Annotated in this window: 22 protein-coding genes; 18 read left to right on the top strand and 4 right to left on the bottom strand. The window is 75.9% G+C overall.

The annotated features are described in order from the left end of the window. Nucleotides 1–135: 135 nt before the first annotated feature. The 18 genes from AC4OR8_RS13035 to AC4OR8_RS13120 all read left to right on the top strand — a co-directional run bounded on the left by AC4OR8_RS13035 (nucleotide 136) and on the right by AC4OR8_RS13120 (nucleotide 19,198). A complete protein-coding gene (locus AC4OR8_RS13035; RefSeq protein WP_492165984.1) occupies nucleotides 136–519 on the top strand; it encodes a hypothetical protein in 384 nt (127 codons plus the stop codon). Continuing rightward, nucleotides 516–1,898 carry a hypothetical protein gene (locus AC4OR8_RS13040; RefSeq protein ID WP_492165985.1) on the top strand — a complete coding sequence of 461 codons (1,383 nt, stop codon included), beginning with the start codon at nucleotides 516–518 and terminating at the stop codon, nucleotides 1,896–1,898. Before AC4OR8_RS13035 ends, AC4OR8_RS13040 begins: the two co-directional genes overlap by 4 nt. Nucleotides 1,899–1,993: 95 nt before the next feature. Continuing rightward, nucleotides 1,994–3,112, top strand: coding sequence for an acetamidase/formamidase family protein (locus AC4OR8_RS13045; RefSeq protein WP_492165986.1), 1,119 nt, complete (start codon nucleotides 1,994–1,996; stop codon nucleotides 3,110–3,112). A gap of 7 nt (nucleotides 3,113–3,119) precedes the next feature. Next, nucleotides 3,120–4,646, top strand: a complete 1,527-nt coding sequence (locus AC4OR8_RS13050; RefSeq protein WP_492165987.1) for an AtzH-like domain-containing protein — start codon at nucleotides 3,120–3,122, stop codon at nucleotides 4,644–4,646. A gap of 83 nt (nucleotides 4,647–4,729) precedes the next feature. Further along, a complete protein-coding gene (gene uraD, locus AC4OR8_RS13055; protein ID WP_492165988.1) occupies nucleotides 4,730–5,221 on the top strand; it encodes a 2-oxo-4-hydroxy-4-carboxy-5-ureidoimidazoline decarboxylase in 492 nt (163 codons plus the stop codon). Further along, complete coding sequence (gene uraH, locus AC4OR8_RS13060; protein ID WP_492165989.1) at nucleotides 5,218–5,538, top strand: hydroxyisourate hydrolase; 321 nt, start codon at nucleotides 5,218–5,220, stop codon at nucleotides 5,536–5,538. The genes uraD and uraH overlap by 4 nt, the downstream gene beginning before the upstream one ends. A gap of 2 nt (nucleotides 5,539–5,540) precedes the next feature. Next, on the top strand, nucleotides 5,541–6,455 hold the full coding sequence (gene pucL, locus AC4OR8_RS13065; protein WP_492165990.1) for a factor-independent urate hydroxylase: 915 nt from the start codon (nucleotides 5,541–5,543) through the stop codon (nucleotides 6,453–6,455). Between the two features lie 10 nt (nucleotides 6,456–6,465). After that, entirely contained in the window at nucleotides 6,466–7,839 is a 1,374-nt protein-coding gene (allB, locus tag AC4OR8_RS13070) for an allantoinase AllB (protein WP_492165991.1), read from the top strand. Nucleotides 7,840–7,921: 82 nt separating this feature from the next. After that, a complete protein-coding gene (locus AC4OR8_RS13075) occupies nucleotides 7,922–9,157 on the top strand; it encodes a pyridoxal-phosphate-dependent aminotransferase family protein (protein ID WP_492165992.1) in 1,236 nt (411 codons plus the stop codon). After that, nucleotides 9,154–10,512 (top strand): allantoate amidohydrolase, encoded by a 1,359-nt coding sequence (locus tag AC4OR8_RS13080; RefSeq protein ID WP_492165993.1) that lies wholly within the window; start codon nucleotides 9,154–9,156, stop codon nucleotides 10,510–10,512. The genes AC4OR8_RS13075 and AC4OR8_RS13080 overlap by 4 nt, the downstream gene beginning before the upstream one ends. Further along, nucleotides 10,509–11,327 (top strand): MurR/RpiR family transcriptional regulator, encoded by an 819-nt coding sequence (locus AC4OR8_RS13085; protein ID WP_492165994.1) that lies wholly within the window; start codon nucleotides 10,509–10,511, stop codon nucleotides 11,325–11,327. Before AC4OR8_RS13080 ends, AC4OR8_RS13085 begins: the two co-directional genes overlap by 4 nt. A 1-nt stretch (nucleotide 11,328) precedes the next feature. After that, entirely contained in the window at nucleotides 11,329–12,153 is an 825-nt protein-coding gene (locus AC4OR8_RS13090) for an FAD binding domain-containing protein (RefSeq protein ID WP_492165995.1), read from the top strand. Beyond that, entirely contained in the window at nucleotides 12,150–14,930 is a 2,781-nt protein-coding gene (locus AC4OR8_RS13095; RefSeq protein ID WP_492165996.1) for a molybdopterin-dependent oxidoreductase, read from the top strand. The genes AC4OR8_RS13090 and AC4OR8_RS13095 overlap by 4 nt, the downstream gene beginning before the upstream one ends. Beyond that, entirely contained in the window at nucleotides 14,927–15,463 is a 537-nt protein-coding gene (locus tag AC4OR8_RS13100; RefSeq protein WP_492165997.1) for a nucleoside deaminase, read from the top strand. The genes AC4OR8_RS13095 and AC4OR8_RS13100 overlap by 4 nt, the downstream gene beginning before the upstream one ends. A gap of 146 nt (nucleotides 15,464–15,609) precedes the next feature. Continuing rightward, nucleotides 15,610–16,728 carry an ABC transporter substrate-binding protein gene (locus tag AC4OR8_RS13105; RefSeq protein WP_492165998.1) on the top strand — a complete coding sequence of 373 codons (1,119 nt, stop codon included), beginning with the start codon at nucleotides 15,610–15,612 and terminating at the stop codon, nucleotides 16,726–16,728. Further along, nucleotides 16,725–17,591 carry an ABC transporter ATP-binding protein gene (locus AC4OR8_RS13110; protein WP_492165999.1) on the top strand — a complete coding sequence of 289 codons (867 nt, stop codon included), beginning with the start codon at nucleotides 16,725–16,727 and terminating at the stop codon, nucleotides 17,589–17,591. Before AC4OR8_RS13105 ends, AC4OR8_RS13110 begins: the two co-directional genes overlap by 4 nt. A 1-nt stretch (nucleotide 17,592) precedes the next feature. After that, nucleotides 17,593–18,390, top strand: a complete 798-nt coding sequence (locus AC4OR8_RS13115; RefSeq protein WP_492166000.1) for an ABC transporter permease — start codon at nucleotides 17,593–17,595, stop codon at nucleotides 18,388–18,390. Between the two features lie 10 nt (nucleotides 18,391–18,400). After that, complete coding sequence (locus AC4OR8_RS13120; protein WP_492166001.1) at nucleotides 18,401–19,198, top strand: ABC transporter permease; 798 nt, start codon at nucleotides 18,401–18,403, stop codon at nucleotides 19,196–19,198. 30 nt (nucleotides 19,199–19,228) lie between these two features. Here the strand turns inward: AC4OR8_RS13120 and AC4OR8_RS13125 are convergent, their stop codons facing one another. The 4 genes from AC4OR8_RS13125 to AC4OR8_RS13140 all read right to left on the bottom strand — a co-directional run bounded on the left by AC4OR8_RS13125 (nucleotide 19,229) and on the right by AC4OR8_RS13140 (nucleotide 22,879). Next, nucleotides 19,229–19,798: a TetR/AcrR family transcriptional regulator gene (locus AC4OR8_RS13125; protein ID WP_492166002.1), complete on the bottom strand. Its 570-nt coding sequence runs from the start codon at nucleotides 19,796–19,798 to the stop codon at nucleotides 19,229–19,231. Beyond that, on the bottom strand, nucleotides 19,795–20,529 hold the full coding sequence (locus AC4OR8_RS13130) for a DUF4396 domain-containing protein (RefSeq protein WP_492166003.1): 735 nt from the start codon (nucleotides 20,527–20,529) through the stop codon (nucleotides 19,795–19,797). Before AC4OR8_RS13130 ends, AC4OR8_RS13125 begins: the two co-directional genes overlap by 4 nt. Before the next feature lie 74 nt (nucleotides 20,530–20,603). Beyond that, on the bottom strand, nucleotides 20,604–21,614 hold the full coding sequence (locus AC4OR8_RS13135) for an alpha/beta hydrolase (protein ID WP_492166004.1): 1,011 nt from the start codon (nucleotides 21,612–21,614) through the stop codon (nucleotides 20,604–20,606). 62 nt (nucleotides 21,615–21,676) lie between these two features. After that, on the bottom strand, nucleotides 21,677–22,879 hold the full coding sequence (locus tag AC4OR8_RS13140) for a DUF8462 domain-containing protein (RefSeq protein ID WP_492166005.1): 1,203 nt from the start codon (nucleotides 22,877–22,879) through the stop codon (nucleotides 21,677–21,679). Nucleotides 22,880–22,885 lie beyond the last annotated feature (6 nt).

The raw sequence follows: 22,885 nt of genomic DNA on the forward strand, positions 1-22,885 counted from the left end.
ATTCCTCCCTGCCCACGTTAGGAACTCCGCCAGCCGGGGAAGGAGGGGCCCGCACGCCCGGCACCTCGGGCGCCGCACCTCGACGTACGACGACCTGGCCCGCGCACACGGCGTGGTCCGGAAGGACGGATCTCCATGGGCGACAGCCTCCCCCTCGGTGGTCTTCTCGACTCCCTGCAGGAACTGGTCATCGACTACGGCGTGCTCGAGGGGATCCTCGACGAGCTCACGACCGGGGAGTCGAGCCTCAGCAGCACCGACCTCGACTGGACCGCCGGTGCGTCGTTCGGCTCGCTGCCCAAGGGCGGCGAGCTGAGCACCCACGCGGACAAGGCGCGGGACTACCTGCGCGAGAGCATGGTGGAGCTGCGGCAGGCGATGACCTTGTACATCGACGCCGTGAAGGCCTTCCGTGAGGGCGCGAACGTCGCCGACCAGCACTCCGCCGAGGACCTCGCCCTCATCCAGAGCAGCATGGCGGCGGTCACCGAGATCAACCGCAACATGGAGGACCGATGAAGGGACCGGAGCGCAACCGTCTCGACCACGCCGTCGACGGAGCGAGCATCGACGCCATCAAGAACGGCCAGAGCGCCTGGGAGAAGGTCTCCACGGCGCTCTCGCAGGTGTCGGTGCACCTCAGTGAAGCCGCCAGCAACGGCGCCAAGCTGAACGGGAGGACCGGCCAGGCGATGTTCACGGCGCTCAGCACGTCGGCCGAGCGCATGGGCACCCGTGGCGGCGAGGCCCTGCGCGGCAAGCTCGCCCTGCAGATGGCCGAGGAGGCCGCGACCAAGGCCAAGAGCGACCGGGACCGCATCGACACCGAGCTGCCGTCGCTCCCGACCGCCACGTTCACGCCCGACCCGGAGAAGACGCAGGCCCAGAACGACAAGGTGAAGGCGGACGCCGGCGAGACGAACAACCAGGCGGCGATGCGCGAGCAGGCGCGGGAGAAGCGGGCCCGCGAGGTCGCCGACGCCATGGAGTCCGACTACGAGCCCCCCATCCAGGTGTTCAAGGACATCCACAAGATGCCCGACCCCGAGCCGCTCCCCGGCACCGGCGGCGGTGGCGGCGACGGTGGTGGGTCCGGTGGTGGGTCCGGTGGCGGCTACCCGGGCTCCGGCCCGACGTCCCCGGCGAGCGGGACCCCGGACGGGCCCGACCGCGGCACCCGCGTCGACCCCGTCGACCACCCGCCCACCACCACGACGACGCCTCCCACCACCACGACGCCCACCCCGACGACGCCGATCGGCCAGCCGCCCACCACGCTCCCGCCGACCCCCGTCGACCCGAGCACCCCCGTCACCCCGGTCGTGCCCGGGTTCCCCGACCCCGCAGCACCGGTCGACCCCGGCGCCCCCGGCTGGGGCGACACCGGTGACGCCGCCGCCGTGGGCGGCCCCGGCGGCTCCGGCGGCGTGACCGGCGCGGTGCCGGGCGGCGTGCCCGGTGGCGTGATCGGCGGTGCCGCGGCTGCCGCGATCGGCGGCGGAGCGATCGTCGGCGGCATCCGCAGCGGGGCCCTCAGCGGCCTCACCGGCTCCCTCGCGGGCAACGCCACCAGCTCGGCGGCCTCCATCGGCGCCTCCGGGCGCGCCGGTGCCGCCGGCGCGCTCACCCGCGGCGGCGCCGCGGGCACCGCAGGCTCCCCGGTGCGCTCGGCGGGCGGCGGTGCGGCCGGCGGACGCGGCTCCGGCGCGTCCCGCGGCGGCAAGGGCACCGGCTCCGGCGCAGGGGCCCGCGGGTCCGGGGCCCGCACCGGCGCCGTGGCCGGTGGCGCCGGGCGCGGACGCAAGGACGCGAAGAAGTCCGCCGACGGCGAGGAGCTGTGGGACGACGGGCAGGACTGGATCGACGACGACGAGCACGGCTCCGACGTCCTGAAGTAGCCGACCCCGGCACGGCACCACGGCCCCGTCTCCCCCGGGAGGCGGGGCCGTCGTCGGTCAACACGCCCGAAACACGCGTTCCCTACGCTCCGCGCATGCCGCCGACCTCCGCCTCACCCACCAGCGTCGAGACCCACGCCGTGCTGCAGCCCGGCGTCGGACCCGTGCGCGGGGTGCCCGTGCCCACCGGGGTCGACGAGGTGCTCTGGGGCCGGCTGCCGTGCGGGAGCGACCGGCCGGCGCTGCGGGTGGAGCCGGGCACCGAGGTCACCGTCGACACGATCAGCCACGAGGGGATCCTCGAGGACCAGGGCCGCGACCCGGACGCGTTCTTCGCCCCGCACGACGTGGAGGTGCTCGACGACGCGCGGGCGCTGGCGGCGTCGTCGTACCAGCGCACCTTCGGCACCGACGGCCCCCACGTGGTCAACCGGCCGGTCGAGGTGGCCGGGGCGCGCCGGGGCGACCTGCTCGCGGTGACGATGGTGGAGATGCTGCCGCGGGTGCCGTACGGCGTGATCTCGAACCGCCACGGCCGCGGCGCGCTGGCCGGGGAGTACCCGCTCGACGCCGGCCCGTTCAGCGTGTTCGCCCGGGTCGAGGACGCCGGCACCCACGCGGCGCTCCCGCTGGCGCCGGGCGGTGCGGAGGTGGCACGACTGCCGCTGGCGCCCTTCCTCGGCATCGTCGGGGTGGCCGTCGACGGCGACGAGCGGCCCCACTCGGTCCCGCCGGGCCCCCACGGCGGCAACGTCGACATCGCGCTGCTCACCGTGGGCTCGACGCTCTACCTGCCCGTGCAGGTCGACGGCGCGCTCGCCTACGTCGGCGACCCCCACTTCGCGCAGGGCGACGGGGAGGTGGGCCTCACCGCGCTGGAAGCCTCCCTGCGCGCCACGGTGCGCCTCGACGTCGTCGCCCGCGAGGAGGCCGTGGCCCGCTTCGGCGACCTGGTGGGCCCGCTCGCCGAGACCACCGACCACCTCGTGCCGACCGGCATGGACCCCGACCTCGACGTCGCCGTGCAGAACTGCGTGCGCGCGGCGATCGCGCTGCTCGGTGCGCGGTGGGGCATGGACCCGCGGATGGCCTACGCCTACCTCTCCGCGGCCACCGACTTCGACATCTCGCAGGTCGTCGACGTGGTGAAGGGCGTGCACGCCCGCATCCGCAAGGCCGACTTCGCGCACCTCGACCGCGACCTCGGGAGATGATCGGCGCGTGAACGACGCCCACCCCGGCCCCGTCGGCCCCGCCCTGCCCGTGCCGGACGGGCTCGTGCAGGCCTTCCGCAGCTACGAGCAGGCGCTGATGGCCGACGACGTGGCCGCCCTCGACCGCCTCTTCGCCCCCGGCGCCACCACCCTGCGCGGCGACGCCGACGGCCTGCTCGTCGGCCACGACCGGATCAGCGCCTTCAGTGCCACCCGCGGCGGCGCGGCCCCACGGCGCCTGGTGCAGACCCACGTGCAGGTGACCGACCCCGACCACGCCCTGGTCGTCGCCGTCACCGAGGCCGACCACGGCGGGCGCGGCCAGCAGACCCAGCTGTGGGCGCGCACCCCCGACGGCTGGGTGGTCACCGCCGCCCACGTCTCGGCACCGCCGCCCGCCCTCGACACCCGCACCTGGCGGGTCGTCGGCGACCCGCTGGTGCCCGGCGGCCCCGCCGGTCCGCTCAGCGGCGAGACCCTCGCGGTGAAGGACCTGTACGCCGTCGCCGGGCACCCGATCGGCGCGGGCAACCCCGCGTGGGAGGCCGCAGCGCCCGTGGAGCGCGGCGACGCCCGTGTCGTGGGGGCGCTCGTCGAGGCCGGCGCCGCGGTGCGCGGGATCACCCGCACCGACGAGTTCGCCTACTCCCTGGCCGGCACCAACCACCACTTCGGTGCCCCGCCCAACCCGCGCGCGCCGTACCGCCTGCCGGGCGGGTCGTCGTCGGGCTCGGCGAGCGCGGTGTCGCTCGGGCACGCCACCATCGGCCTCGGCACCGACACCGGCGGCTCGGTGCGGGTGCCGGCGGCCTACCAGGGGCTCTACGGCATCCGGACGACGCACGCTGCGGTGTCCACCCACGGCGTGCTCGCGCTGGCCCCCAGCTTCGACGCCGTGGGCTGGCTCACCCGCACTCCCGACCTGCTCGCCCTCGTCGGCGAGGTGCTGCTGCCCGACTCCCCCGGCGGGTCGGGCGACCTCGTCGTGGTGCCCGAGCTGCTGCGGCTCGCCGAGCCCGACGTCGCGGCCGCCGTCGAGCGGTGGGTGGGTGGGCAGGGACTGGTCGTGCGGGAGAGCTGGCCGCTGGGCGACCTGCCGACCTGGCGCCGCGCGTTCTCCACGTGGCAGGCGTGGGAGGCGTGGCAGGTGCGCGGCTCGTGGCTCGCCGGGCGCCTGGACACCCTCGGCCCCGACGTCCGCGCCCGCTTCGAGGCCGCCTCCGCCGTGACCCGTGACGAGGCGGAGGCCGCGCGGACGGTGGTCACCGCCGCCCGCGCCCGGGTGCGCGAGCTCGTGGGCGACCGGGTCCTGGTGATGCCGTCCGCCTCCTCGGTGGCCCCGCTCCCCCAGACCGACCCGGGACCCGTGCGGGAGGCCACCCTCACCCTCACCTGCGTCGCCGGGCTGGGCGGACTGCCCGCGGTCTCGCTGCCGCTCACCACCGCCGAGGGCCTGCCGTGCGGCGTCTGCCTCGTCGCCGGGCCCGGCCGAGACCGCGACCTGCTGTCGCTCGCGGTCGCCCTCGCCGGCTGAGCCGCGCCTGTGCTCCCCCGAACGTAACCGACCTGAAACGAACGTCCCGGCCCCCGAAACATGGGTCTCCTAGCGTCGCCCGTGTGCTGCTGAGCGAGTTCCACGACGCCCCCGCCGAGGCGGCGACCGCGGCCCTGCGTCCGTGCGTCGCCCTCGACGGCTGGGCCGAGGCGCTGGTCGCCGGTCGGCCGTACGACGACGTCGCGGCGGTCGTCGCGGCCGGGGGCGCGCTGGCCGACTCCTGGGGCGAGGCGGAGCTCGACGCGGCGCTGCGCGGCCACCCGCGCATCGGCGAGCGCCCTGCCGGCGACGGCGCGGCCGCGGCCCACAGCCGGGCTGAGCAGGCCGGCGTCGGCACCGGATCCGGCACCGCCGAGCGACTGCGTGTCGCCAACGCCGCCTACGAGGCGCGCTTCGGACGCATCTACCTGGTGCGCGCAGCGGGCCGCTCCGGCGAGGAGCTGCTCGCGCTGCTGCAGCGCCGCCTCGACCACGACCCCGCCACCGAGACCGCGGTGGCGCTCGAGCAGCTGCGCGAGATCACCCTGCTGCGCCTGAGGAGCTGCCTGACGTGACCACCCTGTCCACCCACGTGCTCGACGCGGCGCTCGGCCTCCCGGCCGCCGGCGTGCCCGTGACGCTGACCGGTCCCGACGGCGGCGTGGTCGAGCAGGGCGTCACCGACCACGACGGCCGGCTCCGGCTCGCCACGCCGGTCGCCCGCGGCACCCACGCGCTGTCCTTCGCCACCGGGCCGTGGTTCGCCGCTGCCGGACGCGAGACGTTCTTCCCGGCCGTCGAGGTGTCGGTCACCGTCGACGCGGCGGCACCGCACCACCACGTGGCGCTGCTGCTGAGCCCGTTCGCCTACACCACCTACCGAGGGAGCTGACCGTGGCCGAGGGCGACGTCGTGCTGGGCGCCAACCAGTACGGGAAGGCGGAGTGCCGCCTCGTGCGGGTCACCCGTGACACCGCGCGCCACGAGATCGAGGACCTCACCGTCACCACCCAGCTGCGCGGCGACTTCACCGCCTGCCACACCGACGGCGACAACAGCCGCGTGGTGGCCACCGACACCCAGAAGAACACCGTCTACGCCTACGCCCGCGAGCACGGCATCGGCGCCCCCGAGACGTTCCTGACCCGGCTGGGCCGCCACTTCGTCGACGACTTCGCGTGGGTCGAGGGCGGCCGCTTCGCCGCCGAGCAGCACACCTGGGAGCGCATCGTCGCCGACGGCCGCGGCCACGACCACGCCTTCGCTCGCGCCGGCGGCGAGACCCGCACCTGCGTGGTGCAGCTCGCGGGCGACGAGGTGCACGTCGTGTCGGGCCTGCGCGACCTCACCGTGCTGAAGTCGACGGGCTCGGAGTTCCACGGGTTCCCACGCGACCGCTACACGACGCTGGCCGAGACCGACGACCGCGTGCTGGCCACCAGCGTCACCGCGTGGTGGCGCTACGCCACCACCGCCGGCTGGTCGGCGGCCGACTTCGACTCGGCGTGGGCGAGCGTGCGCTCGACGCTGCTCGAGACCTTCGCCACCACTCACTCCCTGGCCCTGCAGCAGACGGTGTTCGCCGTGGCACGCGCGGCGCTCGAGACCCACGACGTCGTGGGCGAGATGCGGCTGTCGTGCCCCAACAAGCACCACTTCCTCGTCGACCTCGCGCCGTTCGGCCTGGACAACCCCGGCGAGGTCTTCGTCGCCGCCGACCGGCCCTACGGCCTCATCGAGGCGGCGGTGCACCGCGAGGGCGCCCCGCAGGCACCGGCCGCCTGGGCCGGCGTGCCCGGCTTCGTGTGACGCCCCGCCGATGACAGGGGTGGCCACGCCGCTGGCGGCCGTCAGCGGACGGCACGTGCTGGTGGGCGACGAGCTCGTCCCCGCCACCGTCGTGCTCCGCGACGGCGTGGTGGTCGCGGTGGGCCCGCCCGACCTGGCGGTCGGCGGCGAGGTGCTGCGGGTGCCGGACACGGCGTACGTCGTGCCGGGCGTCGTGGACACCCACGTGCACGTCAACGAGCCGGGCCGCACGGAGTGGGAGGGCTTCACCACCGCCACCCGCGCCGCGGCGCTGGGCGGGGTGACCACGCTGGTGGACATGCCGCTGAACTCGCTGCCCCCGACGACGACGCTGGCCGGCCTGCACGCCAAGCAACAGGCGGCGCGCGGCCAGCTCGCGGTCGACGTCGGCTTCTGGGGCGGTGCCGTGCCGGGCAACCTCGACGACCTCGCCCCGCTGTGGGAGGCCGGGGTGCTCGGGTTCAAGTGCTTCCTGTCCCCCTCCGGCGTCGAGGAGTTCCCGCCGCTCGACCCCGCGGGGTTCCTCGCCGCGCTGACCCGGGTCGCCGGCCTGGGCGGCCCGGGAGGTCTGGGCGGCCCGGGCGGACTCGTCGTGGTGCACGCCGAGGACGCCGCCGTCCTCGACGCCGCACCGCAGCGACCCAGCCGGGCGTACGCCGACTTCCTGCTCAGCCGGCCCGACTCCGCCGAGGTCGCCGCGGTGGCGCAGGTCGTGCGTGGCGCGCGGGAGACCGGCTGCCGGGTGCACGTGCTCCACCTGTCCAGCGCGCGGGCCCTCGACCTGCTGGCCGACGCGCGCGCCGAGGGGCTGCCGGTCACCGTGGAGACCTGCCCGCACTACCTGTGCCTCGCCGCCGAGGGCATCCCCGACGCCGCACCGCAGTACAAGTGCTGCCCGCCCATCCGCGACGAGGGCAACCGCGACGCGCTGTGGGACGCGCTGGTCTCCGGGGTGGTCGACTGCGTCGTGAGCGACCACTCCCCGGCCACCGCGGAGGAGAAGCAGCGCGGCGGGGGCGACCTGCAGCAGGCGTGGGGCGGCATCTCCGGGCTGCAGGTGGGCTTCGCCGCGGTGGCCGACGAGGCCCGCCGCCGGGGCGTGCCGCTGGCGGCGGTGTCGCGCTGGATGTCGCGCAGCACCGCCGACCTGGTGGGGATGCCCGCGAAGGGCCGCCTCGCGCCGGGCGCCGACGCCGACCTCGCGGTCTACGACACCGCCCGCGACCTGGTCGTCGACGCCCGCACCCTGGCCCACCGCAACCCCGTCTCCGCCTACGACGGCCTGCGGCTGGCCGGCAGCGTCACCCACACCGTCGTGCGGGGCCGCCTGGTCGACCGGGCCGCGCCCGACCCCTCCTGGGGCCGGCAGCTGCGGCGTCCGTGACGCCTCCTCGTGGCCGACGCCGCAACCCAGGTCGTCCTCGCCGGAAACACCGGCGAAACGGTCGTTTCTTAGCGTGCAGCACATGACGTACGCCCCGATCGACCCGCCGCCGCGCCTGCTCATGGGTCCGGGGCCGATCACCGCCGACCCCCGCGTGCTCCGGGCGATGTCGGCGCAGCTCGTGGGTCAGTACGACCCGGCGATGACCGACTGCATGAGCGAGACCTCCGCGCTCTACCGCACGGTCTTCGCCACCGCCAACGAGCACACGCTGCTGGTCGACGGCACCTCGCGTGCCGGCATCGAGGCCGCACTGGTGAGCCTGCTCGAGCCGGGTGACCGCGTGCTGGTGCCGGTCTTCGGCCGCTTCGGCCACCTGCTGACCGAGGTGGCCGCGCGGTGCCGCGCCGAGGTGCACACCGTCGAGGTGCCGTGGGGCGAGGTGCTGCGCGCCGAGCAGGTGGAGGAGGCGGTGGCACGGGTGCGCCCGGCCGTGGTCGCGGTGGTGCAGGGCGACACCTCCACCACCATGCTGCAGCCGATCGAGGACCTCGGCGAGGTGTGTCGCCGCTACGGTGCGCTGCTCTACGTCGACGCCACCGCGAGCCTGGGCGGCAACCCGTTCGAGACCGACGGGTGGGGCGTCGACCTGGCCACCGCCGGCCTGCAGAAGTGCCTCGGGGGCCCGTCGGGCAGCGCCCCGGTGACGATCGGACCGCGCGCCGTCGAGGTGATCGACGCCCGCCGCCACGTCGAGGCGGGCCTGCGCGACCCCGACGAGCGCGACGGCCCCCGCTCCCGCATCGCGTCGAACTACCTCGACCTCGCCCAGATCATGGACTACTGGGGCCCGCGCCGGCTCAACCACCACACCGAGGCCACCACCATGCTCTACGGCGCCCGCGAGTGCGCCCGGCTGCTGGTGGAGGAGGGCCTGCCCGCCGCCGTCGCCCGCCACCGCCTGCACGGCGGCGCGATGCTCGCCGGGGTGCGCGGCCTGGGCCTGCGCGTCTTCGGCGACGTCGCCCACAAGATGAGCAACGTCGTGGCCGTGCACGTGCCCGACGGCATCGACGCCGACGGCGCGCGCGCCGCCATGCTCACCGACTTCGGCATCGAGATCGGCACGTCGTTCGGCCCCCTGCACGGCCTGGTCTGGCGCATCGGCACCATGGGCCACAACGCCCGCACCGACGCCGTGCTCACCACGCTGGCCTGCCTGGAGCAGGTGCTGCGTGCCGGCGGTGCCGCGGTGACGGCGGGCGGCGGGGTGGGCGCCGCCCGCGAGGTCTACGCCGACGCCGTGGTGGCGGCATGAGCCCCACGCCGCCCGTCGTACCGCCGCCGACGCCCGCCGCCCCGGGCTCGGCCGCGGAGGCCCTGGCCCGCTGCGCCGAGCTCGCGACCTGCACCGCGAGCCCCACCGGCCTCGAGCGCACCCACCTCACCCCGCAGCACGCCGCCGCCAACGCGCTGGTGGCCGGCTGGATGCGGCGCGCCGGCCTGCGCCCCCGCACCGACGCCGCCGGCAACGTGTGCGGACGCCGCGAGGGGGCCTCGCCCGGCCTGCCCGCCCTGCTGCTCGGCTCCCACCTCGACACCGTGCCCGACGCGGGCTCCTACGACGGGATGCTCGGCGTGGTGATGGCCGTCGCGGTCGCCGAGCGGCTCGCGGGCCGGGTCGCCGCCGGCGCTCTCGCCCCGCTCCCGTTCGCGCTCGAGGTCGTCGGATTCGGCGACGAGGAGGGCGCCCGCTTCGGCACCGCCCTGCTCGGCTCCAGCGCGCTGGCCGGCGCCTGGGACGACGCCTGGTGGGGCCTGCGCGACCGCGACGGCGTGAGCCTGTGCGAGGCGTTCCACGCGTTCGGCCTCGACCCCGCCCGGGTGCACGAGGCCGCGCGGCGCCCCGAGGACCTCGTCGGCTACCTGGAGGCCCACATCGAGCAGGGTCCGCTCCTCGAGGCGCGCGGGGAGGCGCTGGGCTACGTCACGACGATCGCCGGGGCGCGCCGGTTCGCGCTCACCGTCGTCGGCGAGGCCCGCCACGCGGGCGGCACGCCGTACGCCCGTCGCCGCGACGCCCTGGTCGGGGCCAGCGAGGCCGTCACCGCCATCGAGCGCCTGGCCCGGGCCACCGGCGACGACCACGGCTGCATTGCCACCGTCGGTCGCCTGGAGGTCTCACCCGGCGCCGTCAACGTCGTGCCGGGGCGGGTCGACCTGACCCTCGACCTGCGCGCCGCCACCGACGCGCAGCGCGACGCGATGTGGGACGTCCTGCACGCCGAGGTGAGCCGGATCTGCGCGGCGCGCGGCTTGCTCCTGGAGGTCACCGAGACCCACCGCGCCGCGGCCACGCCGTGCGCCCCGTGGCTGCAGGAGGCCGTGGTGACCGGCATCGTCGACTCGGCCACGCCGTACGCCGGCGACCGGCCGCTGGGGGTCTGGAGCCGCGCGGGCCACGACGCGATGGCGGTGGCCGGGGTCACCGACGTCGGCATGCTGTTCCTGCGCTGCCACGACGGCATCAGCCACCACCCCGCCGAGGACGTGCGCGAGGACGACGTCGCCGCCGGCATCGACGCGCTCGAGGCGGCCGTGCTCGCGATCGCCCGCACCGTCCGGCCCGCCGTGGAGCCCGCTGCCCAGCCCGCTGTGGAGGCCCGCCGATGACTTCGCTGCGCATCGAGGACCGGATCGCCGCCCACCAGGTCGACCTCTCCCCCCAGGAGCGCCGCGCCGCCGCCACGCTCCTGGAGCACCTCGACGACCTCGCGACCTACCGCGCCGCCGAGCTGGCCGCGCTGGCCGGGGTCTCCAAGGCCACGATGAGCCGGCTGTTCCGCAGCCTGGGCTACACGGACTTCGACGAGGTGCGCGAGCAGCTGCGCTCCGCCCGCGTGGCCGGCGAGCCGCGGCGCGAGCGCGGCGGCGCCGACCTGCCCGGCCACGCCGAGGCCGACGCCGACGCCGTGCGCCGGGTCGTCGCCCACCCCCGCGTGCCGGAGGTGGTGACGCTGCTCGCCAGGGCCCGCCGCGTGACGGTCGTCGGCTGGCGCAACAGCCACCCGGTGGCCCTGCACCTGCGCCAGCAGCTCGCGCACGTGCGCGGCGACGTGCGACTCGCGCCGCTGCCCGGGCAGGTGGTCGGGGAGGAGCTCGCCGACCTCGCCGCCGGCGACGTCGTCGTGGTGCTCGGCTTCCGCCGCCGCCCGGCCGGGTTCGGCGCGTTCCTCACCGAGGCGGCCGCCACCGGCGCCCGCGTCGTGCTCGTCGGCGACCCGACCTGCGTCGAGCACGCCCGCCGCGTCGACGTGTGGCTGGAGTGCCCCGTCGCGGGCGTGCTGGCCTTCGACTCCTACGCCGCGGCGATGAGCCTGGTCGCGGTCGTCGCCGACGGCGTGCTCGACGCCCTCGGCGCCGAGGCGGGCGAGCGGGTCTCCGGCATCACCCGGCGCTACGAGCGCCTCGGCGAGGTGGAGCGCTGACATGGACCTCACCACCGTCGAGACGTTCCGCGCCGCGCGCACCCGTGACGACCTGCGCCTGCGCCACGGGGAGGCCGTGGTCGCCGGCGGCACCTGGCTCTTCTCCGCGCCCCAGCCCCACCTGGGCGGGCTGGTCGACCTGACCACCCTGGGCTGGCCCGACGTCCAACCGCTGCCCGACGGGAGCCTGCGCCTCGCTGCGACCTGCCCGGTGGCGGTGGCCGCCGCCCGGGTGCCGGTGACCACGGGCCCGACGACCGACGGTGCGACGCTGGCGCGGTGGTGCGCCGACGCCCTGCTGATGTCGTTCAAGGTGCAGGAGGTCGCCACGGTCGGCGGCAACATGTGCCTGGCGCTGCCGGCGGGCGCCATGATCTCCCTCGCGGCGACCCTCGACGGCGCCGCGGTCGTCTGGACGCCCGGGGGCGGCGAGCGCCGCGTGCCGGTCGAGACCTTCGTGCAGGGGGTGGGCACCACCGACCTGCTGCCCGGCGAGGTGCTCCGCGCGATCGATCTGCCCGCCCGCGCGCTGGGCGCCACCACGGCGGCCCGCCGCGCCTCGCTGACGCCGATGGGCCGCTCCGCGGCGGTCGTCACGGGCCGGCGCGACCCCGACGGGTCGGCGCTGCTCGCGGTGACCGCGTCGACCCCGCGCCCGCTCGTGCTGCGCGCCGCCGACGTCGGTGCCCTCGCTCGCGCCGCCGACGTCCTGCTCGCCGGCGACGTGGCGTGGTACGACGACCCGCACGGCGCCCCCGACTGGCGGGCCGCGGTCACCCGCAGCCTGGCGCGCGAGGTGCTCGACGAGCTGGCGGGCCTGCCGTGAGCGGCCCGACCAGGGTCAACGGCCACCCCGTCGAGGCCGAGCCCGCGGCCGGCCAGTGCCTGCGCACCTGGCTGCGCGAGACCGGTCACCTCGACGTGAAGAAGGGCTGCGACACGGGCGACTGCGGCGCCTGCACCGTGCTGGTCGACGGGGCCGCGCGGCACTCCTGCCTCACCCCGGCCGCCCGCGTCGCCGGGCGGGAGGTCACCACCCTCGCCGGCCTCGGCACCCCCGAACGCCCCTCCGCGGTGCAGCAGCGGTTCCTGGAGGCCCAGGGGTTCCAGTGCGGCTTCTGCACCGCCGGCTGGGTGGTGACCGCCACCGCGCTGGCCGGCCCCGACGGTCGCGTCGACACCCCCGAGCGGCCCGTCGACGTCGACCGGGCGTTCAAGGGCAACCTGTGCCGGTGCACCGGCTACCGCTCCATCCGCGACGCCCTGGCCGGTCGGGCCAACGTCGTGCCCCCCGCGCCCGCGGGTGCGGCGACGACGCAGGACCCCGCACCGGGCACGACGGCCTCGGGCGACGGCTGCGCCGGTGCCTGCGGCATCGGCTGCTCGGTGGGCGCACCGGCCGGTCGTGACGTGGTCACCGGCCGGGTCGGCTTCACCCTCGATCTCCCCGACGCCGACACGCTGCACATGCGGCTGGTGACAAGCCCCCACGCACACGCCCGGATCACCCGCGTCGACACCGCGGCGGCGCGGGCCCTGCCCGGCGTGCGGCTGGTGCTGACCCACCACGACGCCCCGGACGTCCTCTACTCCAGCGCCCGCCACCACAGCCGCCTCGACGACCCCGACGACACCCGGCTGCTCGACGACGTCGTGCGCTTCCACGGGCAGCGCGTCGCCGCGGTCGTGGCCGACTCGGTGGCGGTGGCCGAGGCGGCCTGCGCGCTGGTGGAGGTCGAGTACGACGTGCTGCCCGCCGTGCTCGACCCCGAGGAGGCCCGGCGCCCGGGCGCGCCCCTGGTGCACGGCGAGAAGTCGGCGGCGCGCTCGCGCATCTCCGAGCCCGCCCGCAACGTCGCCGCCCAGAGCCACGGGGAGGTGGGCGACGTGGCCGCCGGCCTGGCGGGCGCCGCCCACCGGGTCTCCGGCACCTGGCGCACCGCCCGCGTCAACCACGTCGCGCTGGAGACCCACGGCGCCCGGGCCTGGCTCGACGGCCCGCTCGACCAGGGCGGGCGGCTGGTCGTGCGCGCCTCGACGCAGGTGCCGTTCCTGGTGCGCGACGAGCTGGCGCACGTGCTGGCCCTCGACCCCGACCGGGTCCGGGTCGTGGCGGCCCGCGTCGGCGGCGGCTTCGGCGGCAAGCAGGAGATGCTGGTCGAGGACGTCCTGGCGCTCGCCGTGCTCCGCCTGGCCGAGCAGGGCACGCCGGCCCCCGTGCAGCTGGAGCTCACCCGCGAGCAGCAGTTCACCCTGGTGCCCGGGCGCCACCCGATGCGGGTCTCGGTCGAGCTCGGGGCCGACGCCCGCGGCGTGCTGACCGCCATGGCCGTCGACGTGCTCAGCGACACCGGCGCCTACGGCAACCACGCCGCCGGGGTGCTGTTCCACGGCTGCCACGAGTCGGTGGCGCTGTACCGCTGCGCCAACAAGCGGGTGGACGCCGAGGCCGTCTACACCCACCAGGTGCCCTCGGGGGCGTTCCGCGGCTACGGGCTGGGGCAGGTGATGTTCGGCATCGAGCAGGCCCTCGACGAGCTCGCCCGCGAGGTGGGCATCAGCGCGGCCGAGGTGCGCCGCCGCAACGCCGTGCTGCCCGGCGACCCGTTCGTGGTCAACGGCCCCGCCGACACCGACCTGCTGCACGGCAGCAACGGCCTCGACCAGTGCCTCGACCTGGTCGAGAAGGCGCTGGTCGACGACGACACCCCCGCGCCCGGACCGCAGTGGCTGGTCGGCGACGGCCTGGCCGCCGCGATGATCGCCACCATCCCGCCCCGTGGTCACCACGCCAGCGCCACCGTCACGCTGCGCACCGACGGGGACCTCGAGGTGGGGGTGGGCTCCGCGGAGTTCGGCAACGGCTCGGCCACCGTGCACGTGCAGCTGGTGGCCGCGGAGCTGGGCGTCGACCCCTCGCGGGTGCGGCTGAACTCCTCCGACACCGACGCCGCCGCCCACGACACCGGCGCCTACGGCTCCACCGGCTCCGTGGTGGCCGGTGGTGCCGTGCTCGAGGCCGCCCGCGACCTCGCCCGGCGGCTCCCCCGCGACCCCGCCGACCCCGCCGGCGGGCCGCTCGTCGGCCCCGTGGCCGTCCCGGTCGTCGGACGCGGGGAGCACCACGGCACCCCTCGCTCGGTCGCGTTCAACGTGCACGGCGTGCGGGTGGCGGTGCTCCCGGCCACCGGCGAGGTGCGGGTGCTGGCCTCGGTGCACGCCGCCGACGCCGGGGTGGTCCTCAACCCCGAGCAGCTGCGCGGGCAGGTGGAGGGCGGCGTGGCCCAGGCCCTCGGCACCGCGCTGCACGAGGAGGTGGTGGTCGTCGACGGCGTGGTGACCACCCGCTCGCTGCGCGACTACCGCGTGCCGCAGCCGGCCGACGTGCCACCGACGCGGGTGCTGCTCGCCGACACCCACGACGTGCTGGGCCCGCACGGCGCGAAGTCGATGAGCGAGGCCCCCTACAACCCGGTCGCCCCCGCGGTGGCCAACGCCGTGCGCGACGCCACCGGACGCCGTCCGCGCGAGCTGCCGATGAGCCGCGACCGCGTGTGGCGCCTGCTCGCCGACCCCGCCCCGTCCCCCGAGGAGACCCGATGACCCACGACGCCCGCGCCACGCCCCTTGACGCGCCCCGCGACCCGCCCCTGGACCCGGCCGCCCGGGTGGCCGACGCCGCGTGGCTCGCCGCCGCGGTGGACCTCGCGGTGGCCAACGTCGCCGACGGCGGCGGGCCGTTCGGTGCGGTGGTGGTGCGCGACGGCGCGCTCGTCTCACGCGGGCAGAACCGGGTGACCCGCGACCTCGACCCCACGGCCCACGCCGAGGTCGTCGCCGTGCGAGCCGCCTGCCGCGAGCTGGGCGACTTCGCGCTCGCCGGCTGCACCCTCTACTCCTCCTGCGAGCCGTGCCCGCTGTGCGTGGCGACCGCGCTGTGGTCGCGCGTCGACCGGGTGGTCTACGCCGCCGACCGCCACGACGCCGCCCGCGGCGGCTTCGACGACCGGGAGTTCTACGAGCTCTTCGCCCGCGACCGCGCCACCTGGCCCACCCCGGTCGAGGGGGCGGCGGTCACCGGCGCGTCCGCACCGTTCGACGCGTGGCTCGACAAGGTGGACCGCACCCGCTACTGAGGCGGCCCCTGGGCTGAAACGAACGTAACGCCGGTGAAACGCAGCCCACGACGAGCCGCAACGCGGCGCTCCTAGCGTCCGTGCTGTCTCGGACACCCGGACCCGCGCGGGCCCACGACCCGCCGCGCCTCACCTAGGAGCCACCCATGAAGCCCACGACCCACCGCACCCCGTTCGGCTCCCCCACCGCCGCCGGACGCCGACGCAGCACCCGCCTCGCGGCGCTGCTCGCCGCCGGCGTGCTGTCGCTGGCCGCCTGCGGCTCCGACGACGGGGAGGAGACGGCCTCCGGGGGCGAGGGCGACAGCGGCGGCGCCAGCGCCGATGCCGGTGGCGCCGACCTGACCGTGCAGCTGTCGTGGATCAAGAACGCCGAGTTCGCCGGGGAGTTCATGGCCGACTCGAAGGGCTACTACGCCGACGCCGGGTTCGGCGAGGTCACCCTCAACGCCGGCCCCGGCGCCACCGAGTCGCTGGTGCTCTCCGGCGAGGCCGACTTCGGGCTCTCCAACGCCGTCACCACCGCCCAGGTCGTCGCGGAGGAGGAGGCACCGCTGAAGATCGTCGGCACGACGTACCAGAAGAACCCGTTCACGATCCTGTCGTTGGCCGACGGCGGCGACATCAAGACCCCGGAGGACCTGATCGGCAAGCGCATCGGGGTGCAGGCCGGCGGTAACGAGACGCTCTTCGACGCCCTGCTCGCCGCCAACGGCATCGACCCGGGCGAGGTGGAGAAGGTGCCGGTCGAGTACGACCCGGCGCCGCTGGTCAACGGCGAGGTCGACGGCTTCCTGGCCTACGTCACCAACGAGTCGATCATCGTGGAGTCGGAGGGCAACGAGGTGACCAACCTGCTCTTCGCCGACAACGGCCTGCCCTTCGTCGCCGAGAGCGTCATCGCCACCGACCAGACCATCGCCGAGCGCCCCGAGGTGGTCAAGGCGTTCCTCAAGGCCGAGATCCAGGGCTGGACCGACGCCTGCGCCGACCTGGAGGAGGGCGCCCGCCTGGCGGTGGAGGAGTACGGCACCGACCTCGACCTCGACATGGCCAAGGAGGTCGAGCAGAACACCATCCAGTGCGAGACCCTGATCAACACCGACGACACCGACGCCGACGGCCTGTTCACCATCAGCGACGACATGGTGTCGCAGAACCTGGAGACCCTCGAGGCCGCCGGCATCGACGTCGCCGCCGAGGACCTGTTCGACCTGTCACTGCTCGAGGAGCTGCTCGCCGAGGAGCCGGAGCTCACCGAGTGAGCTCCCCCGACACCGCGGCCCCCACGGGCCCGCCAGCGACCGCGGCCACCCCGTCCACCACCGGCACCCCGGCCGGCGGCGGCACGGGCGGCACCGGCTCCGGCGTCCGCATCGAGCACCTCACCAAGAGCTTCGGCCTGGGGCGCTCGCGGGTCACCGCCCTCGACGACACCACGCTGATGACCACCAAGGGGAGCTTCCTGTCGCTGCTCGGCCCGTCGGGGTGCGGCAAGTCGACGGTGCTGCGCATCCTGGCCGGCCTGGAGACCCCCACCAGCGGCACCGCGCTCGTGGAGGGGCGCACCCCGCTGGAGCTGCGCCGCGACCACGAGCTCGGCATCGCCTTCCAGGACTCCGCGCTCCTGCCGTGGCGCTCGGTGGTCGGTAACATCCGGCTGCCGTTCGAGGTGTCGGGCCAGCGGGTCGACGACGCGCTGGTGGCCGAGCTGGTCGACCTGGTCGGCCTCACCGGCTTCGAGAAGGCCAAGCCCGCGCAGCTCTCGGGCGGGATGCGCCAGCGCGTGTCGATCGCCCGGTCGCTGGTGGTCAAGCCGTCGGTGCTGCTGCTCGACGAGCCGTTCGGCGCGCTCGACGACATGACGCGCCAGCGGCTCAACGTCGAGCTGCTGCGGATCTGGACCGAGAAGCCCGCCACCACGCTGATGGTCACCCACGGCATCTCCGAGGCGGTCTTCCTCTCCGACCAGGTGGCGGTGATGAGCCCCCGCCCGGGTCGCGTCGTCGAGGTGATCGACATCGACCTGCCCCGCCCGCGGCTCCCGGAGATGATGCGCACCCCGGAGTTCCACGCCCTGCACGACCGGGCCTCCGAGCTGCTGTTCGGCGCCCCCGGGGACCGCTGAGGTGGCCGCGACGACGCCCGGCGAGCGGCTGCGCTCGGTCCTCGCCGGCACCCTCGGGCTGGTGGGCCTGGTCGCGCTGTGGTGGGTGCTGCAGGCCACCGTCTTCGCCGACAAGCTGGTGCCGAGCCCGTGGGGCGTCGCCACCGGCCTGGTCGACGACGGTCTCGGGTTCTACCGCGCCAACGTCACCTCCACGCTCGAGGAGGCCGTGCGCGGCTTCGTCTACGGCAACGCCCTGGCGCTGCTGATGGCCTCGGTGGTGCTGCTGGCGCCCCGGCTGGAGCGGGTCGTCACGCAGGTGGCGGTGATCAGCTACTGCATCCCGCTGGTGGCGATCACCCCCATCCTCTACGTCGTCCTCGGCGGCGCCGAGGCGCCCGGCGAGCCGTCACCCACCGCGGTCGTGCTCGCCGCGGTCTCCTGCTTCTTCACCACCCTGGTCGGCGCAGTGCTCGGGTTCCGCTCCGCCGACCCGGCCAGCCTCGACGTGGTCGCGGTCTACGGCGGCGGCCGGCTGCAGCAGCTGCGGCGGGTGCAGCTGGTCTCGGCGCTGCCCGCCGTCCTGTCCGCGCTGCAGGTCGCGGCCCCGGCCGCCTTCCTCGGCGCCGTGCTCGGGGAGTACATCGGCGGTGTCGACCGCGGCATCGCCCCGGCGCTGATCAACGCCGCGCAGAACCTCGACGACGAGCGGGCCTGGGGGCTGATGCTGGTCTCCGGGGTGGTCGCCGGCCTCGGCTACCTGTTCTTCAGCCTGCTCGCCCGGTTCGTCACGCCCTGGTCGACCGGGGCCCCGTCGTGAGGAGCCCGTCATGAGGTACGTCGCGCTCGGCGTCGGCCGCTCGCTGCTGAACGCCGCGATCACGCTCGGGCTGGTGCTGCTGGTGTGGGTGGCGTTCCTGTCGCTGCTCGACGTCAACGAGTACGTCGGCAAGGACCCCGCCGCGGTCTGGGAGTACCTGGTCACCGAGACCGACGCCGCGGCCCACCGCGCCGAGGTGCGTGGCCTGGTCGGCACGACCCTGGTCGACGCCGCGATCGGCTTCGTCGCAGGCATGAGCGCCGCCCTCGTGCTGGCCAGCGCCATCGTGGTGTCGAAGCCTGCGGAGAGCACGATCATGCCGGTGGCCATGCTGCTGCGCTCGGTACCGCTGATCGCGATGGCGCCGGTGATCCGGCTCGTGCTCGGCACCGGTGTGGCCACGACGGCGGTCATCGCCGGCATCGTGGTGCTGTTCCCGGCCCTGGTCACCATCGTGTTCGGCCTGCGCTCCACGTCCTCGCAGGTGCGCGACGTGGTGAGCGTGTACGGCGGCTCGCGGGTCACCGCGCTGCGCAAGGTCGACCTGCCCTCGGCGATGCCCGCCTTCTTCGCGGCGGTGCGGATCTCGGTGCCGGGTGCGATCACCGGCGCCCTGGTGGCGGAGTGGCTGGGCGGCAGCGGTGAGGGCGTCGGCTACGCCGTGGTCTCGGCGCTGGGCCGCGCGCAGAACACGCTGGTCTGGTCGCTGGTCGTGGTGGTCACCCTGGTCTCGCTGCTGCTCTACACCCTGGCCCAGGTCGTGGAGCAGGTCGTGCTGGCCCGCTTCGGCGCCACCGGCCGCGCCTGAGCCCGACCTGCGCCTGACCTCGGCCCGCCCTCAGGGCGTGCGGCGCTCGCGCGGCCCGGCGAGCTGCTGGGCGGCGCGGGCGAGGTCGTCGACGCCGGCGGCCAGCCACTCGGGCCGGTCGGTGGCGAGGTCGAGGTGGAAGCCCGACAGCGAGGCCTCCACGAGGGTGACCACGCGGCGCACCCGGCGCGGCGGGGCGCCGCAGCGCACGACGTACGTCCGCAGCGCCGCCGACCAGCGCTCGTTGGTGGCGCGGGCCTCGCTGAGGTAGGGCTCCTCGCCGATCAGGCCGGTCGCGGCGGCCTGGCAGTAGGCGGTGAGACAGCCGTGGAGCGGCTCGGCCTGGTAGGCCTCCCACAGCGCGTTGACGCCCGAGCGCACCGTGCGCGCCGGCGGCAGCGCCTCCACGGCCGCGATGGCGCGCTCGGTGAGGCAGGCGATCACGGCCGAGACCAGGCCGTCCCGGCTGCCGAAGTGGTAGATCAGCATCCGGTCGCTGGTGCCGATCGCCGCGGCGACGGGCCGCAGGGTCAGCCCGGTGAGGCCGTGCACGAGCACGTGGTCGGTGACCTGCTCCACCAGCTCGTCGCGTCGGCTCACGCCCCCAGCCTAGGGACGGGCACGTCCGCCCGGTCGCCCGCCGGGGCCACGGCCGCACCGGGGACGCCGGAGGCGTGGGCCCCCGCGCTGCCGGTCTCGGCGGCCACCGAGACCACCAGGCCACCGAGCAGGAACGCCACGACCGCGGCGACGAGCACCGGGGTCGGCAGCGACGGCACGAACCGGCGAGCGCCGGTCGGGGTCGCCCCGTGGTAGCCGTGGGTCAGCGCGTGGCCCCGCCCGCGCGCCAGCAGGCGTCGGTTGACGGGGTAGGCCGCGAGGAACGCGACGCCCAGCGCCAGCGTCATCGCCAGCCAGAACGTGCTGTTGACGAGCCCGGCGTCCATCGCCCCCGGCACGAGCGCCATCACGGCGTTGTCGACGACCTCCATGGTCGCGATCGACAGCGTGTCGGCGGCGAGGACGACGCGCAGCGCGGTCCCGACGCCGAGGCCGGCCCGCAGCAGCGGGAGGGTGGACAGGGCGTAGCCGAAGAGGAACGCCAGGGCCACCGCCAGCGCGATGGTCCAGCCGGCGGCCAGCCCGAGTGCGGTGCCGACCAGGAGACCGGTGATCTCGCCGATGGCGCAGCCGGTGAGGCAGTGCAGCGTGGCGCTGAGCGCCATCGACCTGGTGGCGTGACCGGCGTGATCGGCCTGGCCGTGCTGGCCGTGCTGAGCGCCGTGGTCGTGGGCGTGGTGGGTCACGGGGTGGCGGGGTGCCTCGGGCATCGGTCGGCCTCTCGTCGCGGTGCGGTCGACCAGGTCAACACATACCCCCAGGGGGTATATTCCACCGAAAGCAGTCAGCCGACGAGCGCCTCGCGCTGCGCCGCGACCACGGCGGCCATCGCCGGGCGGGCGGCGCGGCTGAGGTAGGGGAAGGCCAGGAACCCGTGGGGCATGTCGGGGAAGTCGACGACCTGTGCGGGCGTGCCGGCGGCCTCGAGGGCCTCGGCGTAGCGCACGCCGGAGTCGTGCAGCGGGTCGAGGCCGGCCACCACCACCACCGCGGGCGGGAGCCCCGACAGGTCGGCGGCGCGCAGCGGGGAGAGCCGCCAGTCGGCGGGGTCGGGCGCCCCGGGGTCACCGGGGGCGGGCAGGTAGTGGCCGAGGAACACCTCGAGGTCCTCCGGGCTCACCACCACGCCGTGGCCGTTGCGCTGGTAGGACGGGTGGTCGCGCAGGGCCTCGGTGAGGTCGGTGGCGGGGTAGAGCAGCGCCTGGTGGCGCACCGTCGGGCCGCCGCGCTCGCGCGCGGCGATCGACACCACCGCGGCCAGGTTGCCCCCGGCGGAGTCGCCCATCACGCCGACCCGGTCGGGGTCGGCCCCGAGGTCGGCGGCGTGGGCCACGGCCCAGTCGAGGGCGCCGAGGCAGTCGTCGAGCGCGGCCGGGAACCGGTGGGTCGGGGCCAGCCGGTAGTCGACGGAGACGACCACGGCGTCGAGGTCGCGGCACACGACGCTGGAGGCCCAGTCGCCCTGGCGAGCGCTGCCCAGCACGAACCCTCCCCCGTGGAACACCAGCACCAGTGGTCGCCGTCCGGTGGGCGACGGGGCCGCGGGGGTGTAGAGGCGCAGCGGCACCGCGCCGTGCGGGGCGTCGTAGGTCGTGGTCGTGACGCGCACGCCGCGCTGCCGCCGGCCCAGCACGAGCCCGGCCGGGCCGCGGTCGGGGATGCGCAGCGCCTGCACCCGCGCCAGCCGCTCGGCGTCCATCCGGGCCACGGAGAACGACGGGCTGGCGCGCATCACGGCGTCGACGAGCCGAATGCCGGGACGCAGCCGGGGCCGGCGCGGGCCGGGGTCGCTCATGCGCCGATCCTAGGCGGGCGCCCCGGAACGGCACCCGGGGCCCGCGGGACCGGGAGGTCGGGTCAGCGCGCCTCTCCGGCCTCGGCCCGCACGAACGCACCGAACCCGGGCACGGTGAACTGCAGCGAGCCGCGCTCGGCGACCTCCACCAGGCCCTTGTCGAGCAGGCTGCGCCGCGGCACCGACAGGTCGTTGCTGCTCACCTGCATGCGCTCGGCGATCACCTGGCGCCGCACCGGCTCGTCGCCGTCGACCGCCATCGCGGCCAGCAGCCGGCGCTCCCCCGGGGACGCCTTGGCCCAGCGGGCGCGGAACATCGTGGCCAGCTCCTCGGCCACCAGCCGCCGGGCCTGCGGCAGCGCCGCCGCCTCGAGCCGTCCGCCGACCGGGGGCCGGGTGGTGCGCCACACGGCGTCGCCGTAGAGCTGCAGGAAGTAGGGGTAGCCCTGGGCCTGCTCGACCACCGCGGCCAGCAGGTCGTCGGACCAGGTGACGTCGTGGGTGGCGGCCGGCACCAGCAGCGCCTCGGTGGCGTCGGCGTCGTCGAGGCGCTGGAGGGTGCGGAAGGCGAACCGCTCGGAGAAGGTGACCGCCGCGGTGAGCACGTCGGGGGCGTTGGGCAGCCCGGCGGCGAACATCACCGCGGCGGGCTCCGTACGGGCGTTCTGCAGCTCCTGCCAGGCGTAGGCCAGCGTGCGCAGGTCGGCCCGCGGCGCGGCCTGGATCTCGTCGACGAGCAGGCAGAGCCCGGCCGAGCCGCGCTCGCGCGCCGCGGCGGCCGCCTCGACGACCAGCTCGCCGAGGAGCGCGGAGGCGGCCGCGCCCACCGCGGGACCGGCGTCGGGCTCGACGTCGATCTCCACCCCGGCCTTGGCCGGCCCGGCGCCCAGCTCGAGGCTCAGCGTGCGCAGCCGCTGCCGCAGCCCCGGGCGGGCGCCGACCTCCACCCCGATCGCGTCGAGCCCGCGGGTCAGCGCGTGCACGAGGGAGGCCACCAGGCTCTCGTCGGCGCGGGCAGTGACCCAGGCGGTGACGGCCCCCACCTCGTCGGCCGCCTCGGCCACGGCCTTCAGCAGGGAGGTCTTGCCGACCCCCCGCGAGCCGATGTCGACACGCACCCGCCCGTGGAAGCGGCCGTACGCCGCCATCACCGCGAGGTCGGCGCGGGCGGTCTCGAGCTGCTGGCGGCGGCCGGCGAGCACCATCGGCGCCGCACCGGGCGTGTAGGGGCTGGGCGGGCCGGGAGGGGCGGGCACGACGGTCATGATGAG

The organism is Nocardioides sp. FY1077 (assembly GCF_058681775.1).